The 25,602-nt window shown below is 38.7% G+C and carries 26 protein-coding genes and 1 pseudogene; 6 read left to right on the top strand and 21 right to left on the bottom strand.

Annotated features, from left to right (window positions below):
* Window positions 1-83: 83 nt before the first annotated feature.
* Window positions 84-1,349 carry a UDP-N-acetylglucosamine 1-carboxyvinyltransferase gene (gene murA, locus PTQ34_RS03890; protein WP_273932211.1) on the bottom strand — a complete coding sequence of 422 codons (1,266 nt, stop codon included), beginning with the start codon at window positions 1,347-1,349 and terminating at the stop codon, window positions 84-86.
* A 101-nt stretch (window positions 1,350-1,450) separates the two neighbouring features.
* Here murA and PTQ34_RS03885 point away from each other — a divergent pair, with 101 nt between their 5' ends.
* The 6 genes from PTQ34_RS03885 to PTQ34_RS03860 all read left to right on the top strand — a co-directional run bounded on the left by PTQ34_RS03885 (window position 1,451) and on the right by PTQ34_RS03860 (window position 6,648).
* A complete protein-coding gene (locus tag PTQ34_RS03885) occupies window positions 1,451-2,083 on the top strand; it encodes a CHAP domain-containing protein (protein WP_273932210.1) in 633 nt (210 codons plus the stop codon).
* A 98-nt stretch (window positions 2,084-2,181) separates the two neighbouring features.
* Window positions 2,182-2,694, top strand: a complete 513-nt coding sequence (locus tag PTQ34_RS03880) for a rhomboid family intramembrane serine protease (protein WP_404814905.1) — start codon at window positions 2,182-2,184, stop codon at window positions 2,692-2,694.
* A 3-nt stretch (window positions 2,695-2,697) separates the two neighbouring features.
* Window positions 2,698-3,498 carry a ferritin-like domain-containing protein gene (locus PTQ34_RS03875; protein WP_273932209.1) on the top strand — a complete coding sequence of 267 codons (801 nt, stop codon included), beginning with the start codon at window positions 2,698-2,700 and terminating at the stop codon, window positions 3,496-3,498.
* Window positions 3,495-3,995, top strand: a complete 501-nt coding sequence (locus PTQ34_RS03870; RefSeq protein ID WP_273932208.1) for a SixA phosphatase family protein — start codon at window positions 3,495-3,497, stop codon at window positions 3,993-3,995. Before PTQ34_RS03875 ends, PTQ34_RS03870 begins: the two co-directional genes overlap by 4 nt.
* A gap of 421 nt (window positions 3,996-4,416) precedes the next feature.
* Window positions 4,417-5,508 (top strand): PocR ligand-binding domain-containing protein, encoded by a 1,092-nt coding sequence (locus tag PTQ34_RS03865; protein ID WP_273932207.1) that lies wholly within the window; start codon window positions 4,417-4,419, stop codon window positions 5,506-5,508.
* A 12-nt stretch (window positions 5,509-5,520) separates the two neighbouring features.
* On the top strand, window positions 5,521-6,648 hold the full coding sequence (locus PTQ34_RS03860; RefSeq protein ID WP_273932206.1) for an EAL domain-containing protein: 1,128 nt from the start codon (window positions 5,521-5,523) through the stop codon (window positions 6,646-6,648).
* Window positions 6,649-7,066: 418 nt separating this feature from the next.
* Here the strand turns inward: PTQ34_RS03860 and hypD are convergent, their stop codons facing one another.
* From hypD to folD, 20 genes and pseudogenes are all read right to left on the bottom strand, one after another.
* The gene (gene hypD, locus PTQ34_RS03855) at window positions 7,067-8,164 is read right to left on the bottom strand and encodes a hydrogenase formation protein HypD (protein WP_273932205.1); all 1,098 of its coding nucleotides are present in this window, start codon (window positions 8,162-8,164) and stop codon (window positions 7,067-7,069) included.
* 177 nt (window positions 8,165-8,341) lie between these two features.
* A complete protein-coding gene (locus tag PTQ34_RS03850) occupies window positions 8,342-8,626 on the bottom strand; it encodes a HypC/HybG/HupF family hydrogenase formation chaperone (RefSeq protein WP_273932204.1) in 285 nt (94 codons plus the stop codon).
* Between the two features lie 152 nt (window positions 8,627-8,778).
* Window positions 8,779-9,615, bottom strand: coding sequence for a sensor histidine kinase (locus tag PTQ34_RS03845; protein WP_273932203.1), 837 nt, complete (start codon window positions 9,613-9,615; stop codon window positions 8,779-8,781).
* Complete coding sequence (locus PTQ34_RS03840; RefSeq protein WP_273932202.1) at window positions 9,609-10,265, bottom strand: response regulator transcription factor; 657 nt, start codon at window positions 10,263-10,265, stop codon at window positions 9,609-9,611. The genes PTQ34_RS03845 and PTQ34_RS03840 overlap by 7 nt, the downstream gene beginning before the upstream one ends.
* Before the next feature lie 377 nt (window positions 10,266-10,642).
* Window positions 10,643-11,401, bottom strand: a complete 759-nt coding sequence (gene pstB / locus PTQ34_RS03835) for a phosphate ABC transporter ATP-binding protein PstB (RefSeq protein ID WP_273932201.1) — start codon at window positions 11,399-11,401, stop codon at window positions 10,643-10,645.
* 41 nt (window positions 11,402-11,442) lie between these two features.
* On the bottom strand, window positions 11,443-13,221 hold the full coding sequence (locus PTQ34_RS03830) for a PhoX family protein (protein ID WP_273932199.1): 1,779 nt from the start codon (window positions 13,219-13,221) through the stop codon (window positions 11,443-11,445).
* 10 nt (window positions 13,222-13,231) lie between these two features.
* The gene (gene pstA / locus PTQ34_RS03825; protein ID WP_273932198.1) at window positions 13,232-14,047 is read right to left on the bottom strand and encodes a phosphate ABC transporter permease PstA; all 816 of its coding nucleotides are present in this window, start codon (window positions 14,045-14,047) and stop codon (window positions 13,232-13,234) included.
* Window positions 14,034-14,867 carry a phosphate ABC transporter permease subunit PstC gene (gene pstC, locus PTQ34_RS03820; protein ID WP_273932197.1) on the bottom strand — a complete coding sequence of 278 codons (834 nt, stop codon included), beginning with the start codon at window positions 14,865-14,867 and terminating at the stop codon, window positions 14,034-14,036. The genes pstA and pstC overlap by 14 nt, the downstream gene beginning before the upstream one ends.
* A 19-nt stretch (window positions 14,868-14,886) precedes the next feature.
* Complete coding sequence (gene pstS, locus PTQ34_RS03815; protein ID WP_273932196.1) at window positions 14,887-15,873, bottom strand: phosphate ABC transporter substrate-binding protein PstS; 987 nt, start codon at window positions 15,871-15,873, stop codon at window positions 14,887-14,889.
* Between the two features lie 363 nt (window positions 15,874-16,236).
* A complete protein-coding gene (locus PTQ34_RS03810) occupies window positions 16,237-16,821 on the bottom strand; it encodes an aminotransferase class IV (RefSeq protein ID WP_273932195.1) in 585 nt (194 codons plus the stop codon).
* A pseudogene (locus PTQ34_RS03805) lies at window positions 16,787-17,694 on the bottom strand (aminodeoxychorismate synthase component I). The gene PTQ34_RS03810 and the pseudogene PTQ34_RS03805 overlap by 35 nt, the downstream one beginning before the upstream one ends.
* A gap of 359 nt (window positions 17,695-18,053) precedes the next feature.
* A complete protein-coding gene (gene hypB, locus PTQ34_RS03800) occupies window positions 18,054-18,719 on the bottom strand; it encodes a hydrogenase nickel incorporation protein HypB (protein ID WP_273932194.1) in 666 nt (221 codons plus the stop codon).
* Window positions 18,720-18,906: 187 nt separating this feature from the next.
* Complete coding sequence (gene ychF / locus PTQ34_RS03795) at window positions 18,907-20,007, bottom strand: redox-regulated ATPase YchF (protein WP_273932193.1); 1,101 nt, start codon at window positions 20,005-20,007, stop codon at window positions 18,907-18,909.
* On the bottom strand, window positions 20,007-21,407 hold the full coding sequence (locus tag PTQ34_RS03790; RefSeq protein WP_273932192.1) for a leucyl aminopeptidase: 1,401 nt from the start codon (window positions 21,405-21,407) through the stop codon (window positions 20,007-20,009). Before PTQ34_RS03790 ends, ychF begins: the two co-directional genes overlap by 1 nt.
* Complete coding sequence (locus PTQ34_RS03785) at window positions 21,388-22,002, bottom strand: DedA family protein (protein WP_273929789.1); 615 nt, start codon at window positions 22,000-22,002, stop codon at window positions 21,388-21,390. Before PTQ34_RS03785 ends, PTQ34_RS03790 begins: the two co-directional genes overlap by 20 nt.
* Window positions 22,003-22,011: 9 nt before the next feature.
* The gene (locus PTQ34_RS03780; protein WP_273932190.1) at window positions 22,012-22,545 is read right to left on the bottom strand and encodes an adenine phosphoribosyltransferase; all 534 of its coding nucleotides are present in this window, start codon (window positions 22,543-22,545) and stop codon (window positions 22,012-22,014) included.
* A gap of 264 nt (window positions 22,546-22,809) precedes the next feature.
* Entirely contained in the window at window positions 22,810-23,142 is a 333-nt protein-coding gene (locus PTQ34_RS03775; protein WP_273929791.1) for a hypothetical protein, read from the bottom strand.
* A gap of 14 nt (window positions 23,143-23,156) precedes the next feature.
* Window positions 23,157-23,591, bottom strand: coding sequence for a ribose 5-phosphate isomerase B (rpiB, locus tag PTQ34_RS03770; protein ID WP_273932189.1), 435 nt, complete (start codon window positions 23,589-23,591; stop codon window positions 23,157-23,159).
* A complete protein-coding gene (lepB, locus tag PTQ34_RS03765) occupies window positions 23,578-24,453 on the bottom strand; it encodes a signal peptidase I (RefSeq protein WP_273932188.1) in 876 nt (291 codons plus the stop codon). The genes rpiB and lepB overlap by 14 nt, the downstream gene beginning before the upstream one ends.
* Window positions 24,437-25,285 carry a bifunctional methylenetetrahydrofolate dehydrogenase/methenyltetrahydrofolate cyclohydrolase FolD gene (gene folD / locus PTQ34_RS03760; RefSeq protein WP_273932187.1) on the bottom strand — a complete coding sequence of 283 codons (849 nt, stop codon included), beginning with the start codon at window positions 25,283-25,285 and terminating at the stop codon, window positions 24,437-24,439. Before folD ends, lepB begins: the two co-directional genes overlap by 17 nt.
* Between the last annotated feature and the right edge of the window lie 317 nt (window positions 25,286-25,602).

Below are 25,602 nucleotides of genomic sequence, written 5' to 3'. Positions count from 1 at the left end.
CTCTGAGCGTGGTGGAATTCCGTAGGGAATTCCATATAAAATTCCGTTAGAATTCCTAGGGAATTCTAGATAAAATCAAGTTCTTAGTCTTCTTCTTTTAGCCTTTTGATATCAGCACCAAGGGCGCTTAGTTTGCCCTCTAAGTTCTCATATCCCCTATCCAGGTGATAGATGCGGTGGATATTGCTAACCCCGCTTGCCCCAAGTGCTGCGATGACTAGCGCTGAGCTAGCACGCAGGTCTGTTGCCATCACATCAGCTGCTTTTAGGCTGGCGCCAGTTATGGTGGCGATGTGTCCGTTTAGCTTGATATTTGCACCCATGCGAACTAGCTCACTAGCGTGCATAAAGCGGTTTTCAAAAAGCCTTTCATCTATGATGCTAACCCCCTTTGCCACGCAAGCAAGCGCCATGAACTGCGCTTGCATATCAGTAGGAAAGCCAGGAAACTCCGTAGTAGTAATCTCCACAGGGCTTAGAGATTTTGGCGGTATTATCGTTATGCTCTCATCTTTATACTCAAAGCTAGCCCCCATAAGCTCAAGCTTGTCAATCACAGCGCCAAGCAGCTCTTTTTGCGTGTGATTTAGGGTGATTTTTGACGCACCTATAGCAGCTGCACATAGATAAGTGCCTGCTTCGATTCTATCGCTGATGACTTTGATATCAGGCATAGAGAGCAGTTCTCCATCGCTGCCCTCAAGCTCTATCTCGCTAGTACCTATGCCACTAATGCTAAGCCCGCTATCACGCAGAATTTCACAGATTTGGACTACTTCTGGCTCTTTTGCGGCGTTTAGAATTCTAGTTTTGCCCTTAGCTAGTGCTGCTGCCATGAGTATGTTTTCACAGCCTGTGACGGTGATTTTATCAAACATTATCTCACAGCCCTTTAGCCCTGATGGTGCGTGAGCTACGACATAGCCATCTTCTATGCTAATTTGTGCGCCCATTTTTTCTAGTGCCGCGAGGTGCAAATCAATCGGCCTTGCACCTATTGCACAGCCTCCTGGCAGACTTACCTCGCAGTGGCCAAAGCGTGAGAGCAAGGGGCCAAGCACCAAGATACTAGCGCGCATTTTGCGGACTATATCATAAGTCGCTTTTGTAGAGTTTATGCTAGTTGTATCTATGCTTAGCATGTGATTAGCTAGATTTGTGTTTGCGCCAAGATTGCCAAGAAGCTTGATAAGCGTTTTGATATCTACCACTTCTGGCATATTTGTTATTTTTACTTCGTTTTTAGCTAGGATTGTGCTTGCAATGATTGGTAAAGCAGCATTTTTAGCACCACTGATTTCTACGCTGCCACTTAGTTTTGCGCCACCTGTGATTTGTAAAAAATCCATTTTTAGCCCTTAAAATCAAAAAATTTTGCGTAATTATACTAGAAATTCATTATTTTTGTGTATAATCACAGCCTTTAGGCAAAATTTTATGGGGTTTTATTGTGAGAAAAAAGTTTAAAACATTAGTATTTCTAGCTTTGGGGGCATTTTTTATCACAGGTTGTGCCACTGGTAGTTCGCAAAGCGCGACAAACTTTTATAACAAAAATAAGCAATCTTATCAAACAAGCACAGAAAAAAGAGAAAAAAATCCAAACTTTAATCTAAAAAAATACACAAACACTCGCATTGGTGGTGATTGCTCAGGGCTAATTACAGCGATAAATAAAAATAATAATAGCGCAATTTTTGATCCAAAAGAGCTAAACAAATACTACACCAGCGGTCGCAAAAGTCAAGCTATGTTTGATTTATATAAAGATAAAAACAAAATTTATTTTTCTCAGCCACAAGTAGGCGATCTAGTGTTTTTTAACAACACCACAAGAGCCACCAAAGGTCGCAGTAAAAAGCTTATCACGCATGTTGGGATTGTCTCAAAGGTAAATAAAGACGGTAGCGTGGAATTTTTACACAACACAGGTGGCAAAAATGTCGTTAGCGTGATGAATCTAAGCCTACCAAACGATCATCAAATAGCTGGTAAAAAGGTAAATGCTTATATCATCTCAAGATGCAAGGACAGCTCATGCCTTGTTAGCAATCGTTTTAGCGGCTATGGTCGTATAAAATAAGCCATGTAAAATAAGCCGTGCTAAAGAGTAATTTTAACAAAAACTTTAACTCTCTAGAATTCTCTAGAATTTTAAAGAGCCTTTTAGAAGTTAAGGCTATTTGCCTTTTAGTTATCCTTAATGTTTTAGTATATATTTTTACTAGCTTGAGCGTAAGTGATTACTATTACATGCTTTTGGGGCTAAATGCTCTGTTTTTTGAGGGTTTTTATCATCAGCTTTTAAGCTCTATTTTTATGCACGGCTCGGCTGAGCATTTGGGGATGAATATGCTAGCTCTCATTGCCTTTGGATACCGCTTAGAGCGTGCTTTGGGAGCATTTAACTTTGCTTTGCTTTATTTACTTGGTGGTGTGCTTACAAACTTGCTTAGTCTTAGCTACCTTTATTTTGAGCCTTACTCAAATCTAGTAGGCGCAAGTGGTGCTATATGCGTGCTTTTTGGCTTTATGGCGTATTTTATGCCTATGCTTCGCTCAGGGCTTTTTGTAGGACTTTTGATCATGAGTTTTGCGCCTATGCTACTTGGGGTTCAAGTAGCGTGGTATGCGCATCTTTTTGGCTTTGGCGTGGGCTTTGGCGCAGGGTTTTTAAAAGCTAGAAAAGGATAGAAAATGAACTTTTTTGAAGCGATTTGGGACTGTCTAAACGAAAGTAGCATTTCTAGCAAAACTATAAAGCTGCGTGCTATAGAAGCAAATCTTAATAGCATTAGCTTTGAGGGGCTAGCAAAGCCTAAAAGCTTGCAAACTCCAAGCTACGCTAGTTTTTGTAAAGTCTATGAAATGTCTGATTTTCCAAGGATAAAAAATACTGATAAAAATGCTGTATTTTTACATGCTATCGCTCACATTGAGTATAGTGCTATTGATATCGCTCTTGATGCTTGCTACCGCTTTAGAGGTTTGCCGCTGCAGTATTATAGCGACTGGATGGAGGTAGCAAATGATGAGATCAGACATTTTAGCAAGATAAACGAACAGCTAGAAAAAACAGGTATAAAATACGGCGATTTACCGGTTCACAACGGGCTTTTTGTCGCTTTACAAAAGACTCAGCACAGCTTGATTGATCGCATGGCGATACTTCCTCGCCACATGGAGGCAAGCGGACTAGATGCAAATACAAATATTTTGAGCAAAATAGATGAGAACTCGCCGCTTCGATCTTTGCTAGAACTAATCCGTGATGAAGAAGTCTCGCATGTGGCAAAAGGCGATAAGTGGTTTAAATACGCCTGCAAACAAGAGGGCATAGAGCCTAACTCTTGGCTAGAAATCGTGCGAAAATACTATCCAAAGGCCTTTGAAAATCCAAAGCCTATTGATAAAGAACGCAGATTTCAGGCTGGATTTAGCGCAGATGAAATCGCACAAATCGAGCTACTAGCTACAAAAAATAAAGAAAACATATGAAAATAGTATATTTTATCCGCCACGCAAAGGCAGTTCATGATGGCACACCTGATTTTGATAGAGGCTTAGAGCAGCGTGGATTTAGCGATGCAAGGCTGATGGCAGAGCATTTGAAAGAAAAAAATGTGAAATTTGATAAAATCATCTCTAGCCCATCAAAGCGCACGATGATGACGGCGCAGATTTTTGCGCAGGTTTTGGAATATAATAAAAATATAAAAGAAGTAAAAGAGCTCTACGCAAGCAGCGCAGGCCGCATAATCTCAGTGCTAAATGATGTAAAAGACAAGCACGACTGCGTGGCAATTGTAGGGCATAATGAAGAAATCACCGAAGTCTGTGAACTACTAAGCGATGAGACACTAGGGCATATACCTACAAGTGGGGTTTGTGCTATTGCCTTTAAGGTCGCTAGCTGGGCGGATGTGGAGATAGGCTCAGGTAAGATGATATATTTTGATAGTCCAAAAAGGGCAAAAAAATATAAAAAACACTAGGGAATTCTAGAATTCCATAGTGTTTTGCTCTAGGAATTTTAGATTTAATTACTAGGAATTTTAGAATTCCCTACTATGTCATCCCCCAGCCCCTTTGGGGGATCTCTATATGGAATTCTAGATTGTAGGAATTCTAGATTTTCTGGGGGTTAGGGGGTGTCTTTTTTTGGGAATTCTAGAATTCCTTAATGCTTTGCCTTAGGAATTCTAGTTTTTATTGCTAGGGAATTCTAGAATTCCTAGTCAAAAATACCCCCTAACCCCTAAAAAGCAGATACAAACTAACAAGCCTAGGAATTCTAGAATTTTCATACAAAACTCAAAAATAATTTTTTTTTAAAATTCAAGTTGATATTTCACATAAATTTTATATTATGATATAAAAATACATAATTCAAAAAAAATATTTTAGGTGGATGCTTTGGAAAGTAAAATAAGATTAAATCAGCTAATAAACGAAGATATAATAAAACAATTTCAAAGATCATTTGCTACTTTTACAGGACTGCAAATCAATGCCTACGATATGGAAGGCGATCTAATAGTTTCCAGCGATGAAAGCACGCCAATAAAGTGCAAAAACGAAGGGCTAAATCTAGCTCTAAAACATAAAAAAGCTATGATTTTTAACTGTGCTGGGAGCGTGTATTTTACCTCGCCGATAATCGTAGAGCGCGAGGTCATAGCCTGTTTTATAGGTATAGGAGCAAAAGACGCCAGGAGGTGCCAAAACGCAGAACAAATCCAAAAATCAGCCAAGTTTTTAGAATTGCTCTCAAGCGCAATCTCGCAAATGGCACACGACAACTACCGCGCCCTAAAAAATAGCGAGCAACAAAAAGAGGTCTTAAAATCCCAAGCTCGCTTTATTATGAGTGTATCAACTAAAATTCAAGAATTCCTACAAAACATTTTTAGCTCTCTTGATAACATAAGCAAAAATATAAAAAACGAGCAAAACGAAGAGCACCTAAAATGCTTAAGCAACGCTAGTCACAGCGTTTTTGCTTCTATTAAAGATATGATTGATTACATAAAAATGAGCGATGAGAAAATCTACCTTGAAGAAATAAAATATCAAAGCAGTGAGCTAAAAGAGCAGATTTTTGCCCAGCTATTGGGCTATGATGCAAGGGTGATTTTGGCTCCTAATGTGCCAGAGTGGCTTTTTGGTGATCCAGGTCGCATCGGTCAAATGCTAGTAAAAATCATAAAAACCATATTAAATGAAAAAAGCAAGGCAAAAATACTAATAAATTTGGATAGCAAAAAGCTAGCTTACGCTTTAAATCTAAATATCACGCTAAATATCTCAAAGCTAGAAAATGATGAAATAGAAGCGTTTAAAAATATTTTTGAAGAAGTAAATATAAACTTTAAAAACGAAAAGTTTGATGCTGTGTTTTTATACCTGCTTTTTGAGCAAATGTTTGTGAGCCTTGATATCAAAAGAAACGCTAATAGCGTCACTATCATGGCAAGCATACCTCAGCTAAAAGTAAGCAATAACTAAAAAGGACACAAAATGTTTGAGAAAATATTAACAAAAATAGCAAATTATAAAGGCGACTTTGAGGGCTTATCAGCTATCATCAAAGACACCTGCGAAGAGCTAAAAATCGCAAAACTAGAGTCCTTTTTTTATGAACAAAACGCCAAAGAACAGCCAGCCTGCGTGCTTTACGCAAAAGATGGTGCCAAAAGCCACTTTGCCTTTGCCAAAAAATACGAGGGAGAAAAAACACTAGTTTTTCACATCCACGCCTTTGATGAAAGCAAGCCTTGGACTGCTATGCAAAAAGAGCAAATTCAAGTTTTTACAATGGTTTTATTTACTTTTTACCAAAAATTTGAACAGCAAGATAGCCAAAAAGACCCAAAAACCAAAAAAATAGAAAAAGATTGCCTAAAAGCTATTAAAAACGGCGAGTTTGTGGCTTTTTATCAGCCAAAGGTGCTGCTTAGTAATTACACTCTTTTTGGTGCTGAGGCGCTGTGTAGGTGGCAAAAGGACGGCAAATTAGTGCCGCCAATTGAGTTTATACCGGTACTAGAGCAAAGCGAGCTTATTTGCAAGCTCGATTTTTACATGCTTGAGTGTATTTGCAAAGATATCAGGCGCTGGCTTGATGAGGGCAAAAAAGTAGTAAAAATCTCAGTAAATCTCTCACGCAACAACCTAAAAAACGAAAATCTGCTAAGCGACTTGCTAGCCATCATAGATAGGCACAAAGTCCCGCACGAACTAATAGAAATCGAGATTTTAGAAAGCTCAGGCGAGGTAAGCTATAAAGAGCTAGAAAAGCTCATCTGTGGGCTAAAAGAACATGGCATCGGGGCAGCGGTAGATGACTTTGGCACCGGCTTTTCATCGCTTAGCCTACTAAAGGCACTGCCTTGGAATGTGATAAAAATCGACCGTAGCCTACTGCCTGAAAACAGCAGCAAAAACAGCGAGCAATACCGCTTGCTTAGCCACCTTTTAACCATGCTTTACGATATGGGCTTTAAGTGCTTGGTTGAGGGTGTAGAGACCTTAGAACATATAAAAATCTTAAAAGAAAATAATTGCTATGTAGCACAAGGATATTATTTTGATAGACCTTTGCCAGTAGAGCAGTTTGAAAAGCGACTTTTAGGGATAAAAGAGTAAATTTAGGAATTCTAGTTTTTGGGGGTTAGGGGGTATTTTTTATCTTAGGGAATTCTAGAATTTAACGCAGGAATTCTAGATTGTAGGAATTCTAGTTTAGGGAATTCTAGAATTCTCTGCGTCATTGCGAGAGAAGCAAGGCAGAGGGAGCAATCTCGTTTAAAATTCCGTTTAAAATTCCCTAAAATTCGTCATTGCGAGGGAGCAAGCGACCGAAGCAATCTCGTTTAAGTCTTAATAAATAAGATTGCTTCGCTTCGCTCGCAATGACGAATTTTAGGGAATTTTAGAATTCCAAAAAAAAGATACCCCCTAACCCCCAGAAAAACTAGAATTTCTAGAATAAAAACTGGAATTCCATATAGAGATCCTCGGGTCAAGCCCGAGGATGACAGAAGGCCCCAGAATTCTAGAATTCCTAAATATTTCTAGCGTATTTGTAGTAAGCAGCACAGGCTCCCTCGCCGCTCACCATACACGAGCCTATGGGGCTTTGCGGCGTGCAGGCTTTGCCAAATACCTTACAATCATAAGGCTTTGCAAGTCCTTTTAAAATCTGCGGACAAATACACGCCTTGCTCTCAGGCTTACTCATAACGCTACAATCAAAGCGTTTTTTAGCGTTTAGCGCGTCATACTCGCTGCGCAGATCAAGTCCGCTTTGCTCTATTAGCCCAAGCCCACGCCAGAGCATATCACAGGGCATAAAGTATTTATTTATGAGCGTTTTAGCCACTTCATTACCCTTTGCAGAGACAACTCTTGAGTATTCGTTATAGACCTCGTGCGTGCCTGCTAGACATTGCTCTAACACATTTAGCACGCTAGCCATCACATCAAGAGGCTCAAAGCCTGAAATTGCAATAGGCTTTTTAAACTCAGCGCAAAGCCCCTTATACTCATCACTTCCTACGATCACGCTTACATGCGATGGGCCCAAAAAGCCATCGATTTTGGCTGTTTCGTCGCTCATTATCGCTCGCAGTGGCGCAGGGACTGTAACATGATTTATGTGAAAAAAGAGATTTTTTACATTTTCATTTAGTGTTTTTTCTACTAGCACAGCACTCATCGGCGTCGTAGTCTCAAAGCCAATAGCAAAAAATATTACATTTTTGCTAGGGTTTTGCCTAGCGATTTCTAAGGCTTCAAGTGGGCTATAAAGTGCCCTTATATCATGCCCCTGCCCTCTAAGCTGTGCTAGGCTGTGCGTGCTGCCAGGCACTCTTATCATATCAGCTAAGGTCGTAAATATCGTATTTTCCATACTTGCTAGTTTGCAAGCCTCATCAATAGCCCTGCGCGGCATCACGCACACAGGACAACCTGGTCCGTGGATGAAGTTAATGCTCTCTCCCACAAGCTGCGGCAAGCCAAACTTCATTATACTATGCGTGTGCCCACCGCAGATTTCCATTATATTAAGCGGCTTTTTTAGCGCCTTGCTTTTTGCCCTTATTAGCTTAGAAAGGGCTAAAATCTTATCCTTATCCCTAAAATCGTTTATTAGATCCATTAAAATCCTTCATATGTTAAAAATACTAGCTTATATAGAGCTGTTAAAATATCTTTATCAATCTTTTTAAGTTCATTATAAACGCTATCTTTTTGTAGTTGTAGATGCTTATTTTTCAGCTTGATAAAATATGAGTTTTTTCGCCTTTAAAGACTATATCTCAGCCATTTTTGCCCTTTATGCCTTGCTCATCGCCTTTAAGCCAAGGTCGCCCTCACTCTCATCTATCTCGCCACTGCTCATATCATCAGCGATTTTTTGGTATAGCTCTAAGCTTGCTAGGGCTTGTTCGGTGTCGATTTTGCTCATCGCAAAGCCCACATGTATAAGTATATACTCGCCCACAGCTACTGGCTCACCGATGAGATCCAAGCTCACGCCACGCTTTACGCCCAAAGTCTCAACGATAGCAAAGTTATTTTCATCAATGCTAAGCACTTTTGAAGGTATTGAAAGACACATTTTTTATCCTTATTTTCACGCATTAAAAGCGCTAATTCTAGCAAATATTTTTTTAATTTTCAAATTGCGCATTTTTATAATAACCCAAAAGCAAATCTAGAATTCCTAGGAATTCTAGATTAAAGTGCTTTTGGAATTCCAAACTAGAATTCCTACGCGTCAGCGCAAAGCACAGCAAAGGTGCTGCCGTGCTTTGTAGAGTTTGCTTTTAGCAAAAAGCTATGGATTTTACAAATTTGCTTACAAGCCCAAAGTCCAAAGCCAAGAGAGCCGCTGTTTTTGTGATTTTGCCCTTTATAAAACTTCTTAAAAATCAGCTCTTTTTCACTTTTGCTAAAACCCTCGCCAAAGTCTCGCACGAAAATTCCGCTTTTACTAAGTCTTATGATAACACGCCCAGAGCTGTATTTTAGCGCATTTGAAATTAGATTATAAAGCAGCAAGCCCATTAGCTCCCTATCACAAAACACGCACTTTTGCCCGCTTATTTCTATTCGCTCATCTGCTAGTTCGTTTTTTACTCTTAGGGCTAGCTCTGCTAGGTCTATTTTTTCTATTTTTGGCTCTATATCGCCTATAAAAGCTGAGTTTAGCGTATCAAGTAGCTTTGTGATTTTATCGCAAGAGTAGATGATTTTTTGCGCAAAGGCACTAGCTTGTAAGCTTTGAGCACTTAGGCGCATTATGGCTACTGGGTTTTTTATTTCATGGCAAATGCCCTCAATCAGGCTTTGTTGCCTAGCGTTTTGTTGGGCGATTTTGCTGGCTTGTTTTTTTAGTTTTTTATCTTTTTCGTAGATGATTTTTGCGATTTTTTTGCTTTGATTGTAGAGTAAAAAATACAAAGCCCCGCTAAAAACAAGTGAGATAAAAAGCAAGTAAAACACTATCTCATCGCTTCTAGCTAAAAAGTCATTTGCGCCTAAAATCTTTAGCAAAATAGCAGCAAAAAACACTAAGCAAAGCATAAGAATTCCCACCGCTAACATAGCTTATAGCCCTCGCCTCTAATGGCTTTTAAATGCTCTCCGCTGCTGCCTAGCTTGCGCTTTAAGCGTGAAATAGCAATGTTTATCGCCTTATCACTCACCTCATCATCGCCCCAAATCTGGCTAGCTAGCTCGTAGCGTGAAATAAGCAGTTTGCTGTGAGCTAAAAAATAGCTTAAAATATGAAACTCCAAAGCCGTAAGCTCTAAAATCTCGCCGCCTACTCGCACTTCATTTTGGGCTAAATCCATGTAAATATCCCCAAAACTAAGCTCGTCTTTATCCACAGCAGTCCTGCGCAAAACAGCTTTTATCCTAGCTTTTAGTTCGTTTATATCAAAGGGCTTTGCTATATAATCATCGCAACCGCCCTCAAAGCCAGCGATTTTATCGCTATTTGCGCCCTTTGCACTTACGAAAATCACAGCCACTTCATGCCCTTTTGCCCTTAGCTTTTTTACTAGATCAAGTCCGTCTTCGCTGATTAGATTTCTATCTACAAGCAGCAAACTAGTCCCTCCAAGGCTAAGCTCAGCCTCCACGCCAGCACTGCTTAAAAAGCACCTTGTCTCATATCCAGCTAGCTTTAAGTGGTATTCTAAAAGCTCTAACATATCTTTTTCATCATCTATTATTATGATTTTTGGCATTTTAGCTCTTTTGTTTTTTGGTAATTTTACTATAAAATCTAGAATTCCAAATTTTAGAATTCCTTAAATTCTAGAATTTAAACATTTTGGAATTCCAAAACTAGAATTCCTAAGCTTAAATTTTTATTTTTGGGGTTATGGGGTATTTTTTATCTAAGGAATTCTAGATTTTATCTAAGGAATTCTAGAATTCCAAAACTAGAATTCCTTAAATTCCAGAATTTAAACATTCTAGAATTCCAAAACTAGAATTCCTAAGGCTCCAAGATTGTGCGGTGATTTTTTTCGTCGCATGCCAAAGATAGAATACTTAATTCATCAAGGCGTGCGGCGAGAAAAAGCACCCGCAAGCTGAGCCTTTGGAATTCTAGAATTCCCTAGCCTATTTTTCCACCCACATAATCACTTAGTAGCTTCGTCTTTGGACGGTTAAATATATCTTTACTATCCCCAGCTTCAATAAGCTTGCCAAGATACATAAAGGCCGTCACATCAGCTATGCGCTTAGCTTGGCTCATATTGTGAGTTACGATTAGCACGCAGTATTTTTGTTTAAGCTCTAAGATTAACTCTTCAATCGCAGCCGTGCTAATAGGATCAAGAGCAGATGTAGGCTCATCAAAAAGCAAAATTTCAGGGCTAAGCGCAATAGCCCTTGCGATACAAAGGCGTTGCGCTTGACCGCCACTTAGCTTTGTAGCATCGCTGTCTAACCTGTCTTTTACTTCCTTCCATAAATTTGCCTTTTTAAGAGAGCTTTCTAAAATCACATTAAGTTCGGCTTTATTCTTTATGCCTTTGATTTTAAGGCCATAAAGCACATTATCCCTTATGCTCATGTTAAAAGGCGTGGGAGCTTGAAAAATCATACCGATTTTACTTCGCAGTTTTATTAGATTTGTATTTTTGCTTAAAATATTCTTGCCTTTAAAGTTTATTTCGCCTTTGTAGCGATTACCTTGTGTGATATCGCAAATTCTATTTATTGAGCGCAAAAGCGTGCTTTTGCCACAGCCTGAGGGGCCTATTAGCGCAGTTACGCTTGATTTTGCTAGGCTTAGATTAATATCTTCTAAGCTTGCGTCATTTTTATTCGCATAATAAAAGCTAAAATTTTTAATCTCTAAAATACTCATTTTCTTTCCTTTAAACAGCCTAGAATTTAAGAGCCAAAAATTTAAGAGCCCAAAATTCTGCCATCAAGCTTTCTTATTTGCATAATTGTGCTTCTTGGTGTTTTGCCATAAGGGAAGGTGCTATTTGCGCCTTTTTCGCCAGGGTGTTGGACGCCTACTAGCATTGTTTTACAATCATCGCTGATAATTACACCAGTAATTTCACAAGCAATAGGCCCACTTAAAAATCTTCTTATTTCTCCACTTAGCGGATCAGCACAAAGCATTTGGTTATTGCCCATATTAGCATATGCGCCTTTATTGCTGTATTTGCCATCTGTTTGTATCCAAAGCCTACTATATTTATCAAACTTTAATCCATCTGGACTATTAAAGATATTATCTTTATTTATATTTTTGCTAGCACCTGTGTCGCTAAATGGTTCATTACCAGCTAACAAAAATATATCCCAACTAAACTTAGTATTTATGTGTGAGCCATCATTTACAAAGCGCAAAATATGTCCGTAGATATTATTTTTTCTAGGATTTGGGGCATTTGGCTCTTCTCTTTTGTCGTTATTTGTAAGCGTAACATAGACAAAATCAGAGTTTGGGTCAGCTGCTACCCACTCAGGTCTATCCATAGGCGTAGCACCTACTATGCTAGCTGCAAGTCTTGCGTTTATTAGCACATCAGCTTGTGAGTTAAAGCCATTTTTGTCATCAAGCCCATTTTTACCATGTACTAGCTCTATCCACTCGCCACTGCCTTTATTATCCCCTACTTTGCCATGAAATTTTGCTACATACAAAGTGCCTTCATCTAAAAGATTTCTTGCTTTGCCGTCATATTTATTTTTTGAGACAAATTTATATATAAACTCATTTTTTTCATCATCGCCCATATATACTACTACATGAGAGCTTTTATCTAGCACTACCTCGGCATTTTCGTGTTTAAATCTACCAAGGGCTGTTTTTTTAACAGGCATAGAGTTTGGATTATATGGGTCTATTTCTACAACCCAGCCAAAGCGGTTTGGCTCATTTGGATTTTTTGATACATCAAATCTCTCATCAAGGCTCCAGCCATACTCGCCAGCACCTTTTTGAATTCCATATCTTTTTTGCGCGGCATCTTGACTAAACTCTGCGCTAGCATCAAAAAAATCATTAAAGTTTTCTTCGCAAGTTAAATAAGTCCCCCAAGGTGTCTTGCCACTAGCGCAGTTATTTATAGTGCCATGTACTAGCTCGCCTTTTTTATCAGCTTTTGTTTTTAGTTTTTCATCGCCTTTTGCTGGACCTGAAATTCTCATAGCAGTATGGGCTGTGATTCTGCGGTTATATTTGCTATCTTTTACTAACTCATAAAAGCCATTTTCTAGCCTTTTTACCTCAAATATACTAACTCCGCAAGAATTTTGCATATACCTTACATCACTTAGGCTTATATTTTTGCCTTTGTGATTAAACATTATTTCAGGATTTATATACTCATTATTTACAGCTATTAAAGCTCTGTTATTTTCAAGCTCAAACATAAACATACCATCATTATTATCGCCCATTACAAAATTAGCATTTTGTATAGCGTTTTCATTTATATTTTTACTTTCATCATACTCACTTGCCTGTGAAAATAGCGGATCTCCCCACGAAATAAGCGGCCTAGCCTCATAGCCCTCAGGCACCACAAACGCATCTTTTGTATTTATATCTATTGCCTTAAAGCCTAAGAGTGCATTTTTATCTTGCGTTTTAGCCATTAGTGATGGCACAAAAAAACTAGCGCAGCTAGTTAGCGCTGCTGTTTTAATAAAATTTCTTCTATTCATTGTTTTTCCTTTATTTTCTTTTTAAAAACATAATTTTACTAATAATATTTGCTCCAAGCACCATGATAAGTAGTAGCAATGCCCCGCTCCACGCAGCATTTCTAAGTGCCTCATCACTACTTAGGCTAAACTCATAAATGCTTACACTTAGACTTGGCAGCGAGCTAAAAATATCAAAGCTAAAAAAATCATTATTAGCATTTGTAAATAATAATGGCGCACTCTCACCTGCTATCCTAGCAACACCCAAAATCACGCCTGTTATAAGCGCAGGTCTTGCATTTGCCATCATCACACTCATTATCACCTGCCTTTTACTAGCCCCAAGTGCGTAGCTAGCTTCTTTTAGCTTAGGATCAACCGAACCAAGTGCTTCAAAAAAGGTCTTTGCCACCACACAAAGCATGATAAAGCCCAAAGCTAGCGAGCCAGCTATGCCAGAATAAGAGCCAAAAGTGCTAACAAAAATCGCATAAATAAACACACCAACAATAATGCTAGGTGTGCTAAGTAAAATTTCTATCACGCAGATTAGGCCGTTTTTTACAGCCTTGTTTTTTGAGTATTCGCTTATGTAAATACCAGCAAAAGAGCCGATAAACAGCCCAAAAACACTAGCCATAAAAACTAAAATAATCTGTCCTAAAATAGCATTTGCTAGCCCACCAAAAGCAGTAGGCAAGGTAAAAATCGCGGGACTTAGCCCCAAAATGCCTTTGTATATAAGCGAGCAGATGATAATAAGCAAAAAACCCACTCCAGCAAGCCCAAAAAGCACGCAAAGTGCGGTAAAAATATTATTTTTTATCTCATTATTTAAAAACATATCTTACTCCACTTGAACAAAGCGCAGAAATCACAAACAAAATAAAAGCCAAAGCAAATAATGCGCTCTCATGCGCTGGGTTTGTCATAGCTTCGCCAAATTGTAAAGCGATAGTTAGCGCAATAGAACTAGCAGGTTCAACCAAGCTTGGCTGAACTTTTAGCACTCCACCCATTAAAAAAACCACCGCCATAGTCTCACCAAGAGCCCTTGCTAGGGCTAAAATCGCACCGGCTAAAATTCCAGTTTTAGCGCGAGGTAGGACTACTTGGCATAGCACCTGAGCCCTTGTAGCACCAAGTGCGTAAGCTGATTCTACCACGCTTTTTGGCACAGCGTTTATCGCATCTTTGCTAACACAGGCTATCAAAGGTAAAATCATAATAGCAAGCACGCCAGCACTAGCGAGCAAACCTACACCAGAGCCACCAAAAATAGAGCCAACTAAGGGCACAAAATATAAAAATCCCCACATACCATAAATGATACTGGGAATCGCCGCTAAAAGCTCTATACAAATGCTAAAAAACGCTCTAAATCTTTTAGCCAAAATGTGAGTAAGAAAAACTCCAACCCCAAGTGCTACTGGCAGGGCAAAAATCATCGCCAAGGCAGTGCTAAGCAAGGTAGCATAAATAGCAGCCCCGCCGCCAAAATGCCCTTTATTAACATCCCACACACTATCAAAAATAAATCCTATCCCAAAGCTTTTAAATGTAGCACTTGATTTAAAAACTAGCACCGCAAAAAGTAGCAGTGCCAAAAACACTACAAAATACGCTCCAAAGCGAATTAGAACCTTAAAACTAAGCTCTTTCATTGTTTGTTCTTATTTGTTATTATTGTTTATCCAAATACTCTTTTATCGCTTTTGCTGTATTTTCATCAATTGGCTCATAGCCTAGCTTTCTTGTAGCATTTAGCGCCTTTTCATCACTCATAGCCCAGTTAAAAAACTTCGCTACTTCTTTATTATTTTTGCCCTCTTTATGTAGTAAAATAAAACTAGCTGCAACTAGCGGATACGACCCCTTGCCACTAGCGTTTGTAAGAATTTTGTAAAAGCCATTTTCGCTAGTAAATTTAGCATTTTTGCTAGCTACCCCAAAGCTTGCTGGGCTTGGCGCAATATACTCATTTTCAGAGTTTTTTAGGCTAGCTAGATTCATGTTTTTAGCATAAGAATACTCTAAATATCCTATACTAAAAGGCGTTTTTTCTATCATAGTAGCCATTAGCGGATTTGAGGCGACTGGCGTTACTTTTGCTTCCCAATTTATGCTTTTTGCTACGCCGTATTTATATTTCCACTTTTCATCATTTGCTAGGTAGTTTGTGAAGTTAAATGTAGTTCCACTAGCATCACTGCGCACTATTACGATTATATCAGCGTTTGGCAGCTTTATGCTAGGATTTAGAGCTTTGATTTTCATATTATTCCATTTTGTAATCTCACCGCTATAAATCATCGCTAAGGTGCTAGGATCAAGGCGTAGATCTTTAATACCATCTAGATTATATCCAAGCACAACAGCCCCAATCACAGCTGGAAACTGAACTAGATTTTTTTCTTTTAATACCTCTTGCGTTAAGGGCTCATCACTACCGCCAAAGTCGCCATTTTTTGCGCTTATGCTAGCAATCCCCTTGCCTGAGCCACCACCTGAGTAGCTTACCTCATTTTTAGTTTGTTCATAGTAGATTTTTGAGAGTTCTTTGTAAATTGGCATAGGGAAAGTCGCCCCCACACCAGTAAGACTAGCAGCACTTGCACTAGCGCAAATCACAGCTGCACCAAGACCTGAAAGTAAAGTTTTTTTAAGCATTTTCGCTCCTTTTTTATAAATTGCGAGCGAATTATAAAAATGCTTAATAACTTTTTGGAAACAAAATTTAATTTTGGAATTTCAAATTCTAGAATTCCTTAAATTCTAGAATTCCAAACTAGAATTCCTAAGCCTTGTGTCATTGTCCGGCTTTACCGGACAATCTCTATAAAAACCCCCGTACCCCCAAGAAAATATCTAAATTTTGAAATTCCAAACTAGGATTTCAAATTCTAGAATTCCTTAAATTCTAAAATTCTAGAATTCTAGAATTTAAAAAATATAGACGCAACACACAACTTCGAATAAATTTGTTATTGATCTAAAATTTTAAAAAATTTTCTAGCAAAATACATTCTTTTTTTATATTATTTTAAATTTATCTAACTCTACAAAGCCTATCATAGCGTTCATTAAAGCGATCTTTTTAGCGTTCAAGAGCTCATTTTTACTTATGTCTTTTGGTTTTAAAAAGCCGTTTTGAAGTAGCCTTTGTCTTGAAGTGCCTTTTAAAAGTGGAGTTTTTGGAGTAAGCCACAGACCTAAGCTCTCATCAAAAATAGCTAAATTCGCTATGCTAGTGTCTGTTATGAGAGAGTTTTTCATCATAATTATCTCATCAAAGCCGCTTTTAGCTTTGTCTATGTCGCTTCTATCTAGATATTTTTTATCGTAGCTAAAGCTTATATTTACTAGCTTGAACTCGTAAAAATCACGCATTTTGTATGGAAAATACTCTACGCTTACAAGCTCGCCGTTTTCATCATATATCACTTTGGCCCTGTAAATTCCGTCTGTTTTTGGCTTTAAGACCTTTGCAAAGTCAAATTTAAGCTCGTTTAAGACGGAATTTTGAGCTCTTTTGATGTGAAAATCTAAATTTAAAACATTACCGTTTTGAATTTTTATAGTCTCAAAAAGGAAAATAGACTTTTTGGATGAGTTCATCATACTCCTTTTTTGCCTCACTCATTACCGTAATACCTCCACCGCTGAAAAAATACAGCCCATCAGAGCGCTCTTTGACAAACCTTATCATAACAAAGCTTTGGCAAACTACTCCGTCAAAATATATAAAAACTCCTGTATAAAATCCCCTGGGCTCTCTTTCGCACTCTTTGATGATGCTCATTGTCTCTTGCTTTGGCGTCCCTGTTATGCTACCTGCTGGAAGCAAGCTAGAGAAAATCTCATCAAAACTTATCCCTTTTTTTAGCTTTGCGCTAATGTGTGAGCTAGTTTGATATAGCTGCGCTACTTTTTGTATGTATCTAAAACTCTCTACTTTAACCTCAGTGGAGATGGCGCCAAGATCATTTCTCATGAGATCTAGCATCATAGCTGATTCGCTAAACTCTTTTGGATCGTTAAAAGCATTTCTTTGGCTTTTGGAAGTGCTGCGTTTATCGTGCCTTTCATAGGAAAAGCATGGATAAAACCATCTTTTATAGTAACAAAAGGCTCAGGGCTGAAGCAGACAAAATCATCTTTTTTATAGATAATAGCTTCGCCCTTTGTATGCTCAAATATATCTTTTAAACTTAAATTTGTTTCTATCTTAGTAGAAAAACATAAATTTAAAAGATAACTATCTCCGTTTTTTTGATGATTTATGACTTTATCAAAGCTTTTTTTGTATGTATCAAAGTCTATTGGATATTTTTTTATAAAATGATTTATGGGGCTAGCTTTTTTTACATTTAGTTTAAATTCTATGCCAAATTTCTTTGCGTCTTTGGGGTGAGTGATGATATTTTGCTCTGGGGTATCGTAGCTAAGAAGAGCTATGAAAGGCTGATTTTTAGGGAATTTATAGAGCATTACTTTTTCTAGCGAATTTCGCAACTATTTTTGCTTTTTTAGCCAAATCAAAAGCCATCATTGACCTCCTGAGCGGTATTAAATTTTTAAAAGGCAATTTTAACTAAATAAATCAAAATATAACTTAAATTTATGATGCTTGGAATTCCAAACTAAAATTCCTAGGAATTTTAGATTTAAAAATATTTGGAATTCCAAAACACTGGCGGAATTTTTGAAATTCCAAATTCTAAAATTCCTAGAAAATATAAAAAAGAAAACCCCCGCACCCCCAAGAAAAAAGATACTAGGGAATTCTAGAATTCCCTAGTGATAGGAATTCTAGATTTTATTTAGGAATTCTAGAATTCCCTAGAAATTTACTTTTTCAGCAAGGCTTTTTGCTCAGCGATAAACTCTATCCACGCCTCAAAGCCCTCGCCGGTTTTGCTATCAAGTGTGATGAGTTTTGAGAGCGGATTTAGCTTTGCTAGCTCGCTTTTAGCACGCTCTATGCTAAAATCAAAATGCTCTATTAAACTAACTTTTGTGATAATCACAAGGTCGCTGCGGCGAAACATCACAGGGTATTTTGGGATTTTATCATCGCCTTCTGGCACGCTTAGAAGCACGACATTTGCGTGCGTCCCCACATCATAGCTAGCAGGACAGACAAGATTTCCCACATTTTCTACAAAGAGCAAATCAAGCTTATCAAGCGGCAAATTATCAAGCCCCACCTTTACCATATCAGCATCTAAATGGCAGCTTTGGCCGGTGGTGATTTGGTAGGCTTTTGCGCCGGCCACTATGATGCGATCAGCGTCTTTGTTTGTCTCCAAATCGCCCTCCACCACGCCGATTTTTACGCTCTTTTTGCCAAGCTCTTTTATCGTGCGCTCTAAAAGCGTGGTTTTGCCAGCACCTGGGCTACTCATTAGATTCATCGCCAGTAAGCCCCTAGCGTTAAAATCAGCTCTTATTTTTGCCGCAGCTTTATCATTTTTGCTAAGAATGCTCTCAAATACCTCAAGCGTGCTTTTCATTTTTACCCTTTTTATAAATTTATTAAAAATTCCCTTGAAATTGCCCTTTATTTAGCTACAATCACTCCTAAATTCGGGGGCGATCAGCTGTATTTGATAAAAATCGCAAATGATATCTATTTGTTTTATAACCCTTGAATTTTTATTTCTAGAATTCCCAAAAATACCTAAGGAATTCTAGAATTCCCTACACATTAAATCTAAAATGCATCACATCTCCGTCTTTTACTTCGTATTCCTTACCTTCTATGCGTAGTTTGCCAGCTTCTTTTGCACCAGCTTCGCCCTTACACGCTACAAAGTCTTCATAGCTTATTACCTCAGCTTTGATAAAGCCTTTTTCAAAGTCATTGTGAATGACACTTGCCGCTTTTGGGGCTAGCCAGCCACGCTTTATAGTCCAGCTACGCACCTCTTGCACACCTGCTGTAAAGTAGCTAATAAGCCCAAGCTTAGCAAAGGCAGCTTTTATTATAAGCTCCAATCCACTCTCATCTGCTCCCATCCCAGCCAAAAGCTCTTTGGCTTCCTCATCGCTCATACCTACTAAATCTTCTTCAATCTTAGCACAAAGCTTGATAACTTGCGCGTTATTTTCTGCTGCGTGAGCTTTTATCGCTTTTACATATTCATTATCGCTTGAAAGCCCATCTTCATCTACATTTGCGCCGTATATCATCTCTTTTGCTGAAAGCAGTCTTAGCTCTTTATTAAGACTTTCAAAAACATCTCCACCATCAAAGCTACTAGCCTTTTTGCCAGCATTTAAATGCTCTAAAAGCGCATTTGCGCACTCCAAGCTAGCCTTTGCTTCTTTGTTTGCCCCAGATTTTGCCTCTCTGGCAAGTTTTTCTATTTTTTTATTTAGTTGCTCCATATCAGCCAAGATTAGCTCAGTTTCTATTATTTCAGCATCTCGCACTGGATCAGTATGCCCTTCTACATGCGTGATATTACTATCATCAAAGCAGCGCACGATATGAAGTAGCACTTCACACTCTCTAATATTTGCTAGAAATTTATTTCCAAGTCCCTCGCCCTTGCTAGCACCTTTTACAAGCCCAGCGATATCTACAAACTCCACCTGAGAGTGCATAATTCGCTTTGGCTCTACGATTTTTGCTAGCTCATCAAGACGTGCATCAGGCACTTCTACCACAGCCTTATTTGGCTCAATGGTACAAAAAGGATAGTTTGCAGCCTGAGCGTTACTAGCCTTTGTTAGAGCATTAAATGTCGTGCTTTTGCCCACATTTGGCAAACCTACTATTCCTACTGCTAGTCCCATTATTTGCTCCCCAAACTCTCTAAAAACGCCACGCAGGCTCTAACCCCAGCCCCAGAGCCACCTGCTGGATTTAGCCCCCAAGCCTTGCTTACAAAAGCAGGCCCTGCTATATCAAGGTGTAGCCATTTGTCTTTATACTCATCTTTTATAAACTTATCTAGAAATAACCCAGCTGTGAGAGCCCCGCCATAGCGAGTATTAGCAGCGTTTGAGACATCAGCGATATCACTTTTTATATGCTCAGCTAAATGCTCATTAAACTCTAAAATACTAAAAAACTCTCCACTAGTTTTTGCCGCTTTATAAAAATCACTTTGTAGCTCGTAGTTATTGCCCATTATAGCGCTTGTATACTCCCCTACGCCTACTACACAAGCCCCTGTTAAAGTAGCTAGGTCAATGATAAAATCAGGCTTAATGTTTTCTTGCGCCCACGCTAGCGTGTCAGCTAGCACGAGGCGACCTTCTGCGTCTGTATTTCGCACCTCTATGCTAACGCCATTTTTGGCAATTAGCACATCATCAGGCTTATAAGCCTTGCTGCCTATTGCGTTTTCTACGCAGCCTAGCACTGAGTGAATTTCTAAGGCAATTCCAAGCTCGCTAGCAGCTTTGATTATACCAAGAGCTGCTGCTGCGCCACTTTTATCAGCTTTCATACTTAGCATATAATCACTTGGCTTTAAGCTAAGTCCGCCAGTATCGTAGGTCACGCCCTTACCTACAAAGCAGACCTTTAGCTTTGCGCCTTTTGGTTTGTAGCTAAGATGAATTAGTTTTGGCTCGTGTGGACTAGCGTTTGCTACAGCTAGCATAGCGTTCATTTTCTCTTTTTTTAGCTCACTCTCGCCTAAAACTTCACATTTTAGCACTTTGCTATTTTTGGCTAAGTCACACGCATCCTTTGCCATACGCTCAGGCGTGTAAATAGCTGGTATTTCATTTACTATATCACGCACGAAATTCACACTCTCACTTAGAATTTCACAATTAGCTAGAATTTGCTCTGTACCTTTTAAATTAGTATCAATTAGCACTTTTTCTAAGTTTTTTGGCTTTTTATCACTTTTGTATTTTTCATAGCTATAAGCACCTAGCAAAATTCCCTGCACCGCAGCTTTTAGCTCGCACTCGCTTTTAAAATCAAAGCAAAGCTTGGCACTTTTGATTTTTAGCTTTGAGATAGCGCGTATTGCAGCTGAGGCGGCATTTGCAATAGCGTTAAAATCACGCTTTTTAATAGCAGAATAAATGCGCCTTTTCTCACTTAGATTTAAAAGCCCCTCACCCTTGTAATCATAAAAGTCAAAGTCTTTAAAATCAGCCGCTGTTTTAATCTCATCTTTTTCAAGCAAGATTATTTCATAATCGCTTTTTGCTTTACTTAATTCTATTTTCATTTTTTCTTAACTCCCTTTTTTTAAGCATGTTTGATTCTATTTTTTTGAATGTTAGCACCACGCTAGCAGCAACCATTATTAGCAGCGGTACGCCAAAATACCAGTGTTTTTCTATCCAGTGAATCACTATCCAAATCTCATCGCCAAAATACCAAGCTAGCAAAATCGTAATCGCCGCCCAAACCCAAGCACTAATTAAATTTATAATAGCAAACTTAATGCTAGAATAGCGAGTAACGCCTATGCTCATCGGTATCACCGTGCGAAAGCCATAAAGATAACGCTGCACAAAAATCACCGGCCAGCCGTATTTTTGAAGCAAGACATGCGCTATGGCAAACTTCGTACGCTGACTAGCTAGCTTTTTTTGGATATATTTTTTGTTATAGCGACCGATGTAAAAATATATTTGATCCCCACAAAAGCCACCAAGCCCAGCTATAAAAATAACAAGCCCCAAATTTACCCCGCCAGAGTGCGCAGCAATGCCAGCTAAAATGAGTGCTAGCTCACCTTCTAAAATACACCAAAAAAACACAATGAGATAAACCCAACTAGGATAAGTCTCAAAAAGTCCGGTAAAAAACTCTTGCATTTCAAGCCTTTATAATTTTAATATACTATAAACATCACAAAGCGCTCTTAGCTTGCTAGCACCGCCAAGCTCTGTTAGTTCTATGATAAAGCAGGCTTCAACCACTTTTGCGCCTACGTTTTTTACTAGCTTGCAAGCAGCTGTGGCTGTACCGCCGGTGGCTAGCAAATCATCTATTAAAAGCACTTTTGCGTCCTTTTGCCCTCTAAACGCGTCTTTGTGAATCTCAATCGTAGCAGAGCCGTATTCTAGCTCATAACTCTCTTTAAAAGTAGCACAAGGCAGTTTGCCAGCTTTGCGAATAGGCACAAAGCCAAGGCAGAGCCTGCTAGCAAGCGCAGCACCAAAGATAAAGCCCCTACTCTCAATCCCAGCGATAAAATCAATATCGCTATTTTTGTAGCAAGATTCTAGATAATCAAGCAGTCTAGCAAAGGCCTGCGCATCGTTTAAAAGCGTGGTTATATCACGAAATAAAATTCCAGGCTTTGGAAAATCTGGTATAACTCTAATGTCTTTTTCTAATTGCTCGCTAAATGTCATTTTTGTCCTTTTTTATACTAGGAATTCTAGATTTTATCCTTAGGAATTCTAGAATTTTACCTAGGAATTCTAAATTCTATCCTAGGAATTCTAAATTCCGTCCAAAAATTCTGTCCTAGGAATTCCAAAACTCTCAACCCAAGATTAGGATTTTTGAGTGATTTTTGCTTTGGCGGTGCGAAGATAGAATGCTTAATTCATCGAGCACCGCCAAAGTAAAAAGCACCACCCATCGGGTGCAAAGCAAAAAAGCCGAAGATAACCTTATAGCAAGGCTTCGATTTTGCCCTCAAGCTCTTTAATATGCTGATTTAGCTTATCATTTTCTAGGCGGTATTGAGAGTTTCTAGTCCTTAGGTTTGTTACATCGCCTTTGATTTTGTTTAGCTCATCGGTTAGTATATCGATATTTCCAAGACTTCTTTGAAGCTGAACTTGTAGTTTGCGGATGACGATTTCAGTATCATCAAGGTTTGTTTTCATAAAATCCCTCATTGTGCGTTCTTTGCCAAGCAAGGTTTTATAATAAAACACCATAACCGTAAGATAAGCTATCAAACACACCAAAGAAGTGTAGAAAATAAAATCAAAAACCATTTTTTCTCCAAAACTTAAAGTTTATCAATGCGCCCTTGATGCCTGCCGCCCTCAAACTTGGTATCAAAAAAGGCTCTCAACATCGCTATAATCATCTTTTCATCGCTAAAACGACCTGAGAATGCTAGCACGTTTGCATCATTATGAAGTCTGCTTAGCATAGCAGTATTTTCATCGTGACAAAGTGCGCAGCGTATATGTTTGTGGCGGTTTGCGGCTATACTTATGCCAATTCCAGAACCACAAACTAGAATTCCCTTAGCCCCTTTATCATTTTCTAACTTCGCCGCAAGAGCGTTTGCAAAATCAGGATAATCAACGCTAATCTCAGGGCTATTACAGCCAAGATCTACGCAATCAAATCCACGCTCTTTGCAGTATTTAAGAGCAATTTCCTTGCCTTTAAATCCGCCGTGGTCGCTAGCTAAATATACTTTATTTGCTTGCATTTATATATCTCTCATCACTTTCTAAGCTATCAACAAAACGTCCTACTCTATCCCAGCGAACTTCTTTTTTGTCCCCGTCCCAGCTAAAATAGACAAACCACGGCTTGCCTACTACATGCTTGTAATTTATTGGTCCCCAAAAGCGGCTGTCATTGCTATTTTCTCTATTATCGCCAACCATAAAAAACTCATCTTCTTTTACTTTAAAATAAAAAGCATTAAAATCAAGCCCATCAAGTGGCGCTAACTCAGGGGCAAAAATAGCGCTCATAGCAAAGCGCCCTTGTGCCGCAAACATCGTAGCTATACTAAAAATATCTATTTCTTGCCCACCAAAATTATCCTTACGCTCGCTAGAATCATAGTGAATTCCTAGGTTTTTATAAGGCTCACGCACATAAAACTTTCCGCCGATTTTAAAAAGATTTTCATCGCCATAAGTTTTGCGTATTTCATCATCGCTCATATTTGGGCGCAGATACATAGCCCTTGGGGCAAAAATCACCTCATCGCCAGAGACAGCAAAAAGACGCTTTACATAATAAATCTTTGGCTCATTTGGATAGCGAAACACGACTATATCGCCACGCTGTGGTCTTTTTCCCTCCCAAAGGTGCCCATTGCCATTAAAATCAGGCGCTACTGGCAGCTCCAGCCACGGGATATGCGGCGTAGGCATACCATAGCTAAACTTTTTTACAAAAAGAAAATCACCGATTAAAAGCGAGTTTTTCATAGACCCTGATGGTATCACAAAGGCTTGCGCCACAAAAAATATAAAAAACAGCACAATAATAATCGTGCCAGTCCAGCTAGAACTAAACTTGCTTAGTTTTGAAAGAAAATTATGCCCTGAGTTCATTTTTTGCGCTTTTTATGGTATTTGATAGCAGCATTGCTATTGTCATTGGACCAACGCCGCCTGGCACTGGGGTTATGAAGCTACATTTATTCTTTATAGCCTCAAAGTCCGCATCCCCACACAGCGAGCCATCATCAAGCCTGTTTATACCTACATCAATGATAGTCGCGCCGTCTCCAACCATATCAGCACTTAGGAATTTTGGCTTGCCGATAGCTACTACGATGATATCCATAGAACGTGAGATTTGAGCTAGATTTTTTGTCTTTGAGTGAGCGATGGTCACAGTCGCACCTGCATTTAGCAGCAAGGCTGCCATAGGTTTGCCAACTATATTTGAGCGGCCAATTACTAGAGCGTTTTTACCTACTAAATCAATATTATATTCTTTAAAAATCTCCATTATACCAAGTGGCGTACAAGGCACGAAGCCATCTAGCCCTGAGTTTAGCTTGCCTACATTTAGAGCATGAAAGCCATCTACATCTTTATTAGGATCAATCCGTCTTAAAACTTCGTTTGTATCAAGGTGCTTTGGCAGTGGGAGCTGAACTAGAATTCCATGAATGCTATCATCTTTATTTAGCACTTCAATTAGGCTTAAAAGCTCATTTTGCGTAGTTTGCTCGCCTAGGCGGTGCATGACTGAGCCCATGCCAGCAGCGATGCAAGCTTTTTCTTTGCTTGCTACATATGTTTGGCTAGCTTTATCTTCGCCCACTAAAATCACAGCCAAAGTAGGCTTAATGCCCTTTGCTATTAGTTCTTCGCAGTCTTTTTTTACTCTCTCTTTTATTTTTGCGCTTAACGCCTTGCCATCGATTATTGTCATTTTAACCACCTTTAAATATAAAAAAAGCGTATGATAGCAAAATTTTTTTTAAGCATAATTTAGAAATGAGTAAATTTTTATATATTTTTTTTATATTTTTTTTATATTTTTTTTATATTTTTTTTATATTTTTTTATTATTTTGTACCCTAAAAGCTGGGTAGTAGGATGTCTTGGGGCTTGCACACTTTAAAAAAATGCTTTAAGGGCTGTAAGCTAGTCCAAAAAATAGACTGAACCATAAAAATCAAATTTAATTGTTTTATTTAAGTAATATTAAATTTCTTTATTTATTACAATTGCGTTCTTAAAGTTGCC

The sequence above is a fragment of the Campylobacter magnus genome (assembly GCF_028649595.1).
Lineage (GTDB): Bacteria > Campylobacterota > Campylobacteria > Campylobacterales > Campylobacteraceae > Campylobacter > Campylobacter magnus.
The sequence above is the reverse complement of the archived record's forward strand: the minus strand, read 5'-3'. Positions and strand labels throughout refer to the sequence as shown.

Coding starts and splice junctions, on each gene's coding strand:
- murA (WP_273932211.1), bottom strand. CDS start 1,349: ATGGATTTTTTACAAATCACAGGTGGCGCAAAACTAAGTGGCAGCGTA.
- PTQ34_RS03875 (WP_273932209.1), top strand. CDS start 2,698: ATGAACTTTTTTGAAGCGATTTGGGACTGTCTAAACGAAAGTAGCATT.
- PTQ34_RS03870 (WP_273932208.1), top strand. CDS start 3,495: ATGAAAATAGTATATTTTATCCGCCACGCAAAGGCAGTTCATGATGGC.
- PTQ34_RS03860 (WP_273932206.1), top strand. CDS start 5,521: ATGTTTGAGAAAATATTAACAAAAATAGCAAATTATAAAGGCGACTTT.
- hypD (WP_273932205.1), bottom strand. CDS start 8,164: ATGGATCTAATAAACGATTTTAGGGATAAGGATAAGATTTTAGCCCTT.
- PTQ34_RS03850 (WP_273932204.1), bottom strand. CDS start 8,626: ATGTGTCTTTCAATACCTTCAAAAGTGCTTAGCATTGATGAAAATAAC.
- PTQ34_RS03845 (WP_273932203.1), bottom strand. CDS start 9,615: ATGTTAGCGGTGGGAATTCTTATGCTTTGCTTAGTGTTTTTTGCTGCT.
- PTQ34_RS03840 (WP_273932202.1), bottom strand. CDS start 10,265: ATGCCAAAAATCATAATAATAGATGATGAAAAAGATATGTTAGAGCTT.
- pstB (WP_273932201.1), bottom strand. CDS start 11,401: ATGAGTATTTTAGAGATTAAAAATTTTAGCTTTTATTATGCGAATAAA.
- PTQ34_RS03830 (WP_273932199.1), bottom strand. CDS start 13,221: ATGAATAGAAGAAATTTTATTAAAACAGCAGCGCTAACTAGCTGCGCT.
- pstA (WP_273932198.1), bottom strand. CDS start 14,047: ATGTTTTTAAATAATGAGATAAAAAATAATATTTTTACCGCACTTTGC.
- pstC (WP_273932197.1), bottom strand. CDS start 14,867: ATGAAAGAGCTTAGTTTTAAGGTTCTAATTCGCTTTGGAGCGTATTTT.
- pstS (WP_273932196.1), bottom strand. CDS start 15,873: ATGCTTAAAAAAACTTTACTTTCAGGTCTTGGTGCAGCTGTGATTTGC.
- PTQ34_RS03810 (WP_273932195.1), bottom strand. CDS start 16,821: ATGAACTCATCCAAAAAGTCTATTTTCCTTTTTGAGACTATAAAAATT.
- hypB (WP_273932194.1), bottom strand. CDS start 18,719: ATGAAAAGCACGCTTGAGGTATTTGAGAGCATTCTTAGCAAAAATGAT.
- ychF (WP_273932193.1), bottom strand. CDS start 20,007: ATGGGACTAGCAGTAGGAATAGTAGGTTTGCCAAATGTGGGCAAAAGC.
- PTQ34_RS03790 (WP_273932192.1), bottom strand. CDS start 21,407: ATGAAAATAGAATTAAGTAAAGCAAAAAGCGATTATGAAATAATCTTG.
- PTQ34_RS03785 (WP_273929789.1), bottom strand. CDS start 22,002: ATGCAAGAGTTTTTTACCGGACTTTTTGAGACTTATCCTAGTTGGGTT.
- PTQ34_RS03780 (WP_273932190.1), bottom strand. CDS start 22,545: ATGACATTTAGCGAGCAATTAGAAAAAGACATTAGAGTTATACCAGAT.
- PTQ34_RS03775 (WP_273929791.1), bottom strand. CDS start 23,142: ATGGTTTTTGATTTTATTTTCTACACTTCTTTGGTGTGTTTGATAGCT.
- rpiB (WP_273932189.1), bottom strand. CDS start 23,591: ATGCAAGCAAATAAAGTATATTTAGCTAGCGACCACGGCGGATTTAAA.
- lepB (WP_273932188.1), bottom strand. CDS start 24,453: ATGAACTCAGGGCATAATTTTCTTTCAAAACTAAGCAAGTTTAGTTCT.
- folD (WP_273932187.1), bottom strand. CDS start 25,285: ATGACAATAATCGATGGCAAGGCGTTAAGCGCAAAAATAAAAGAGAGA.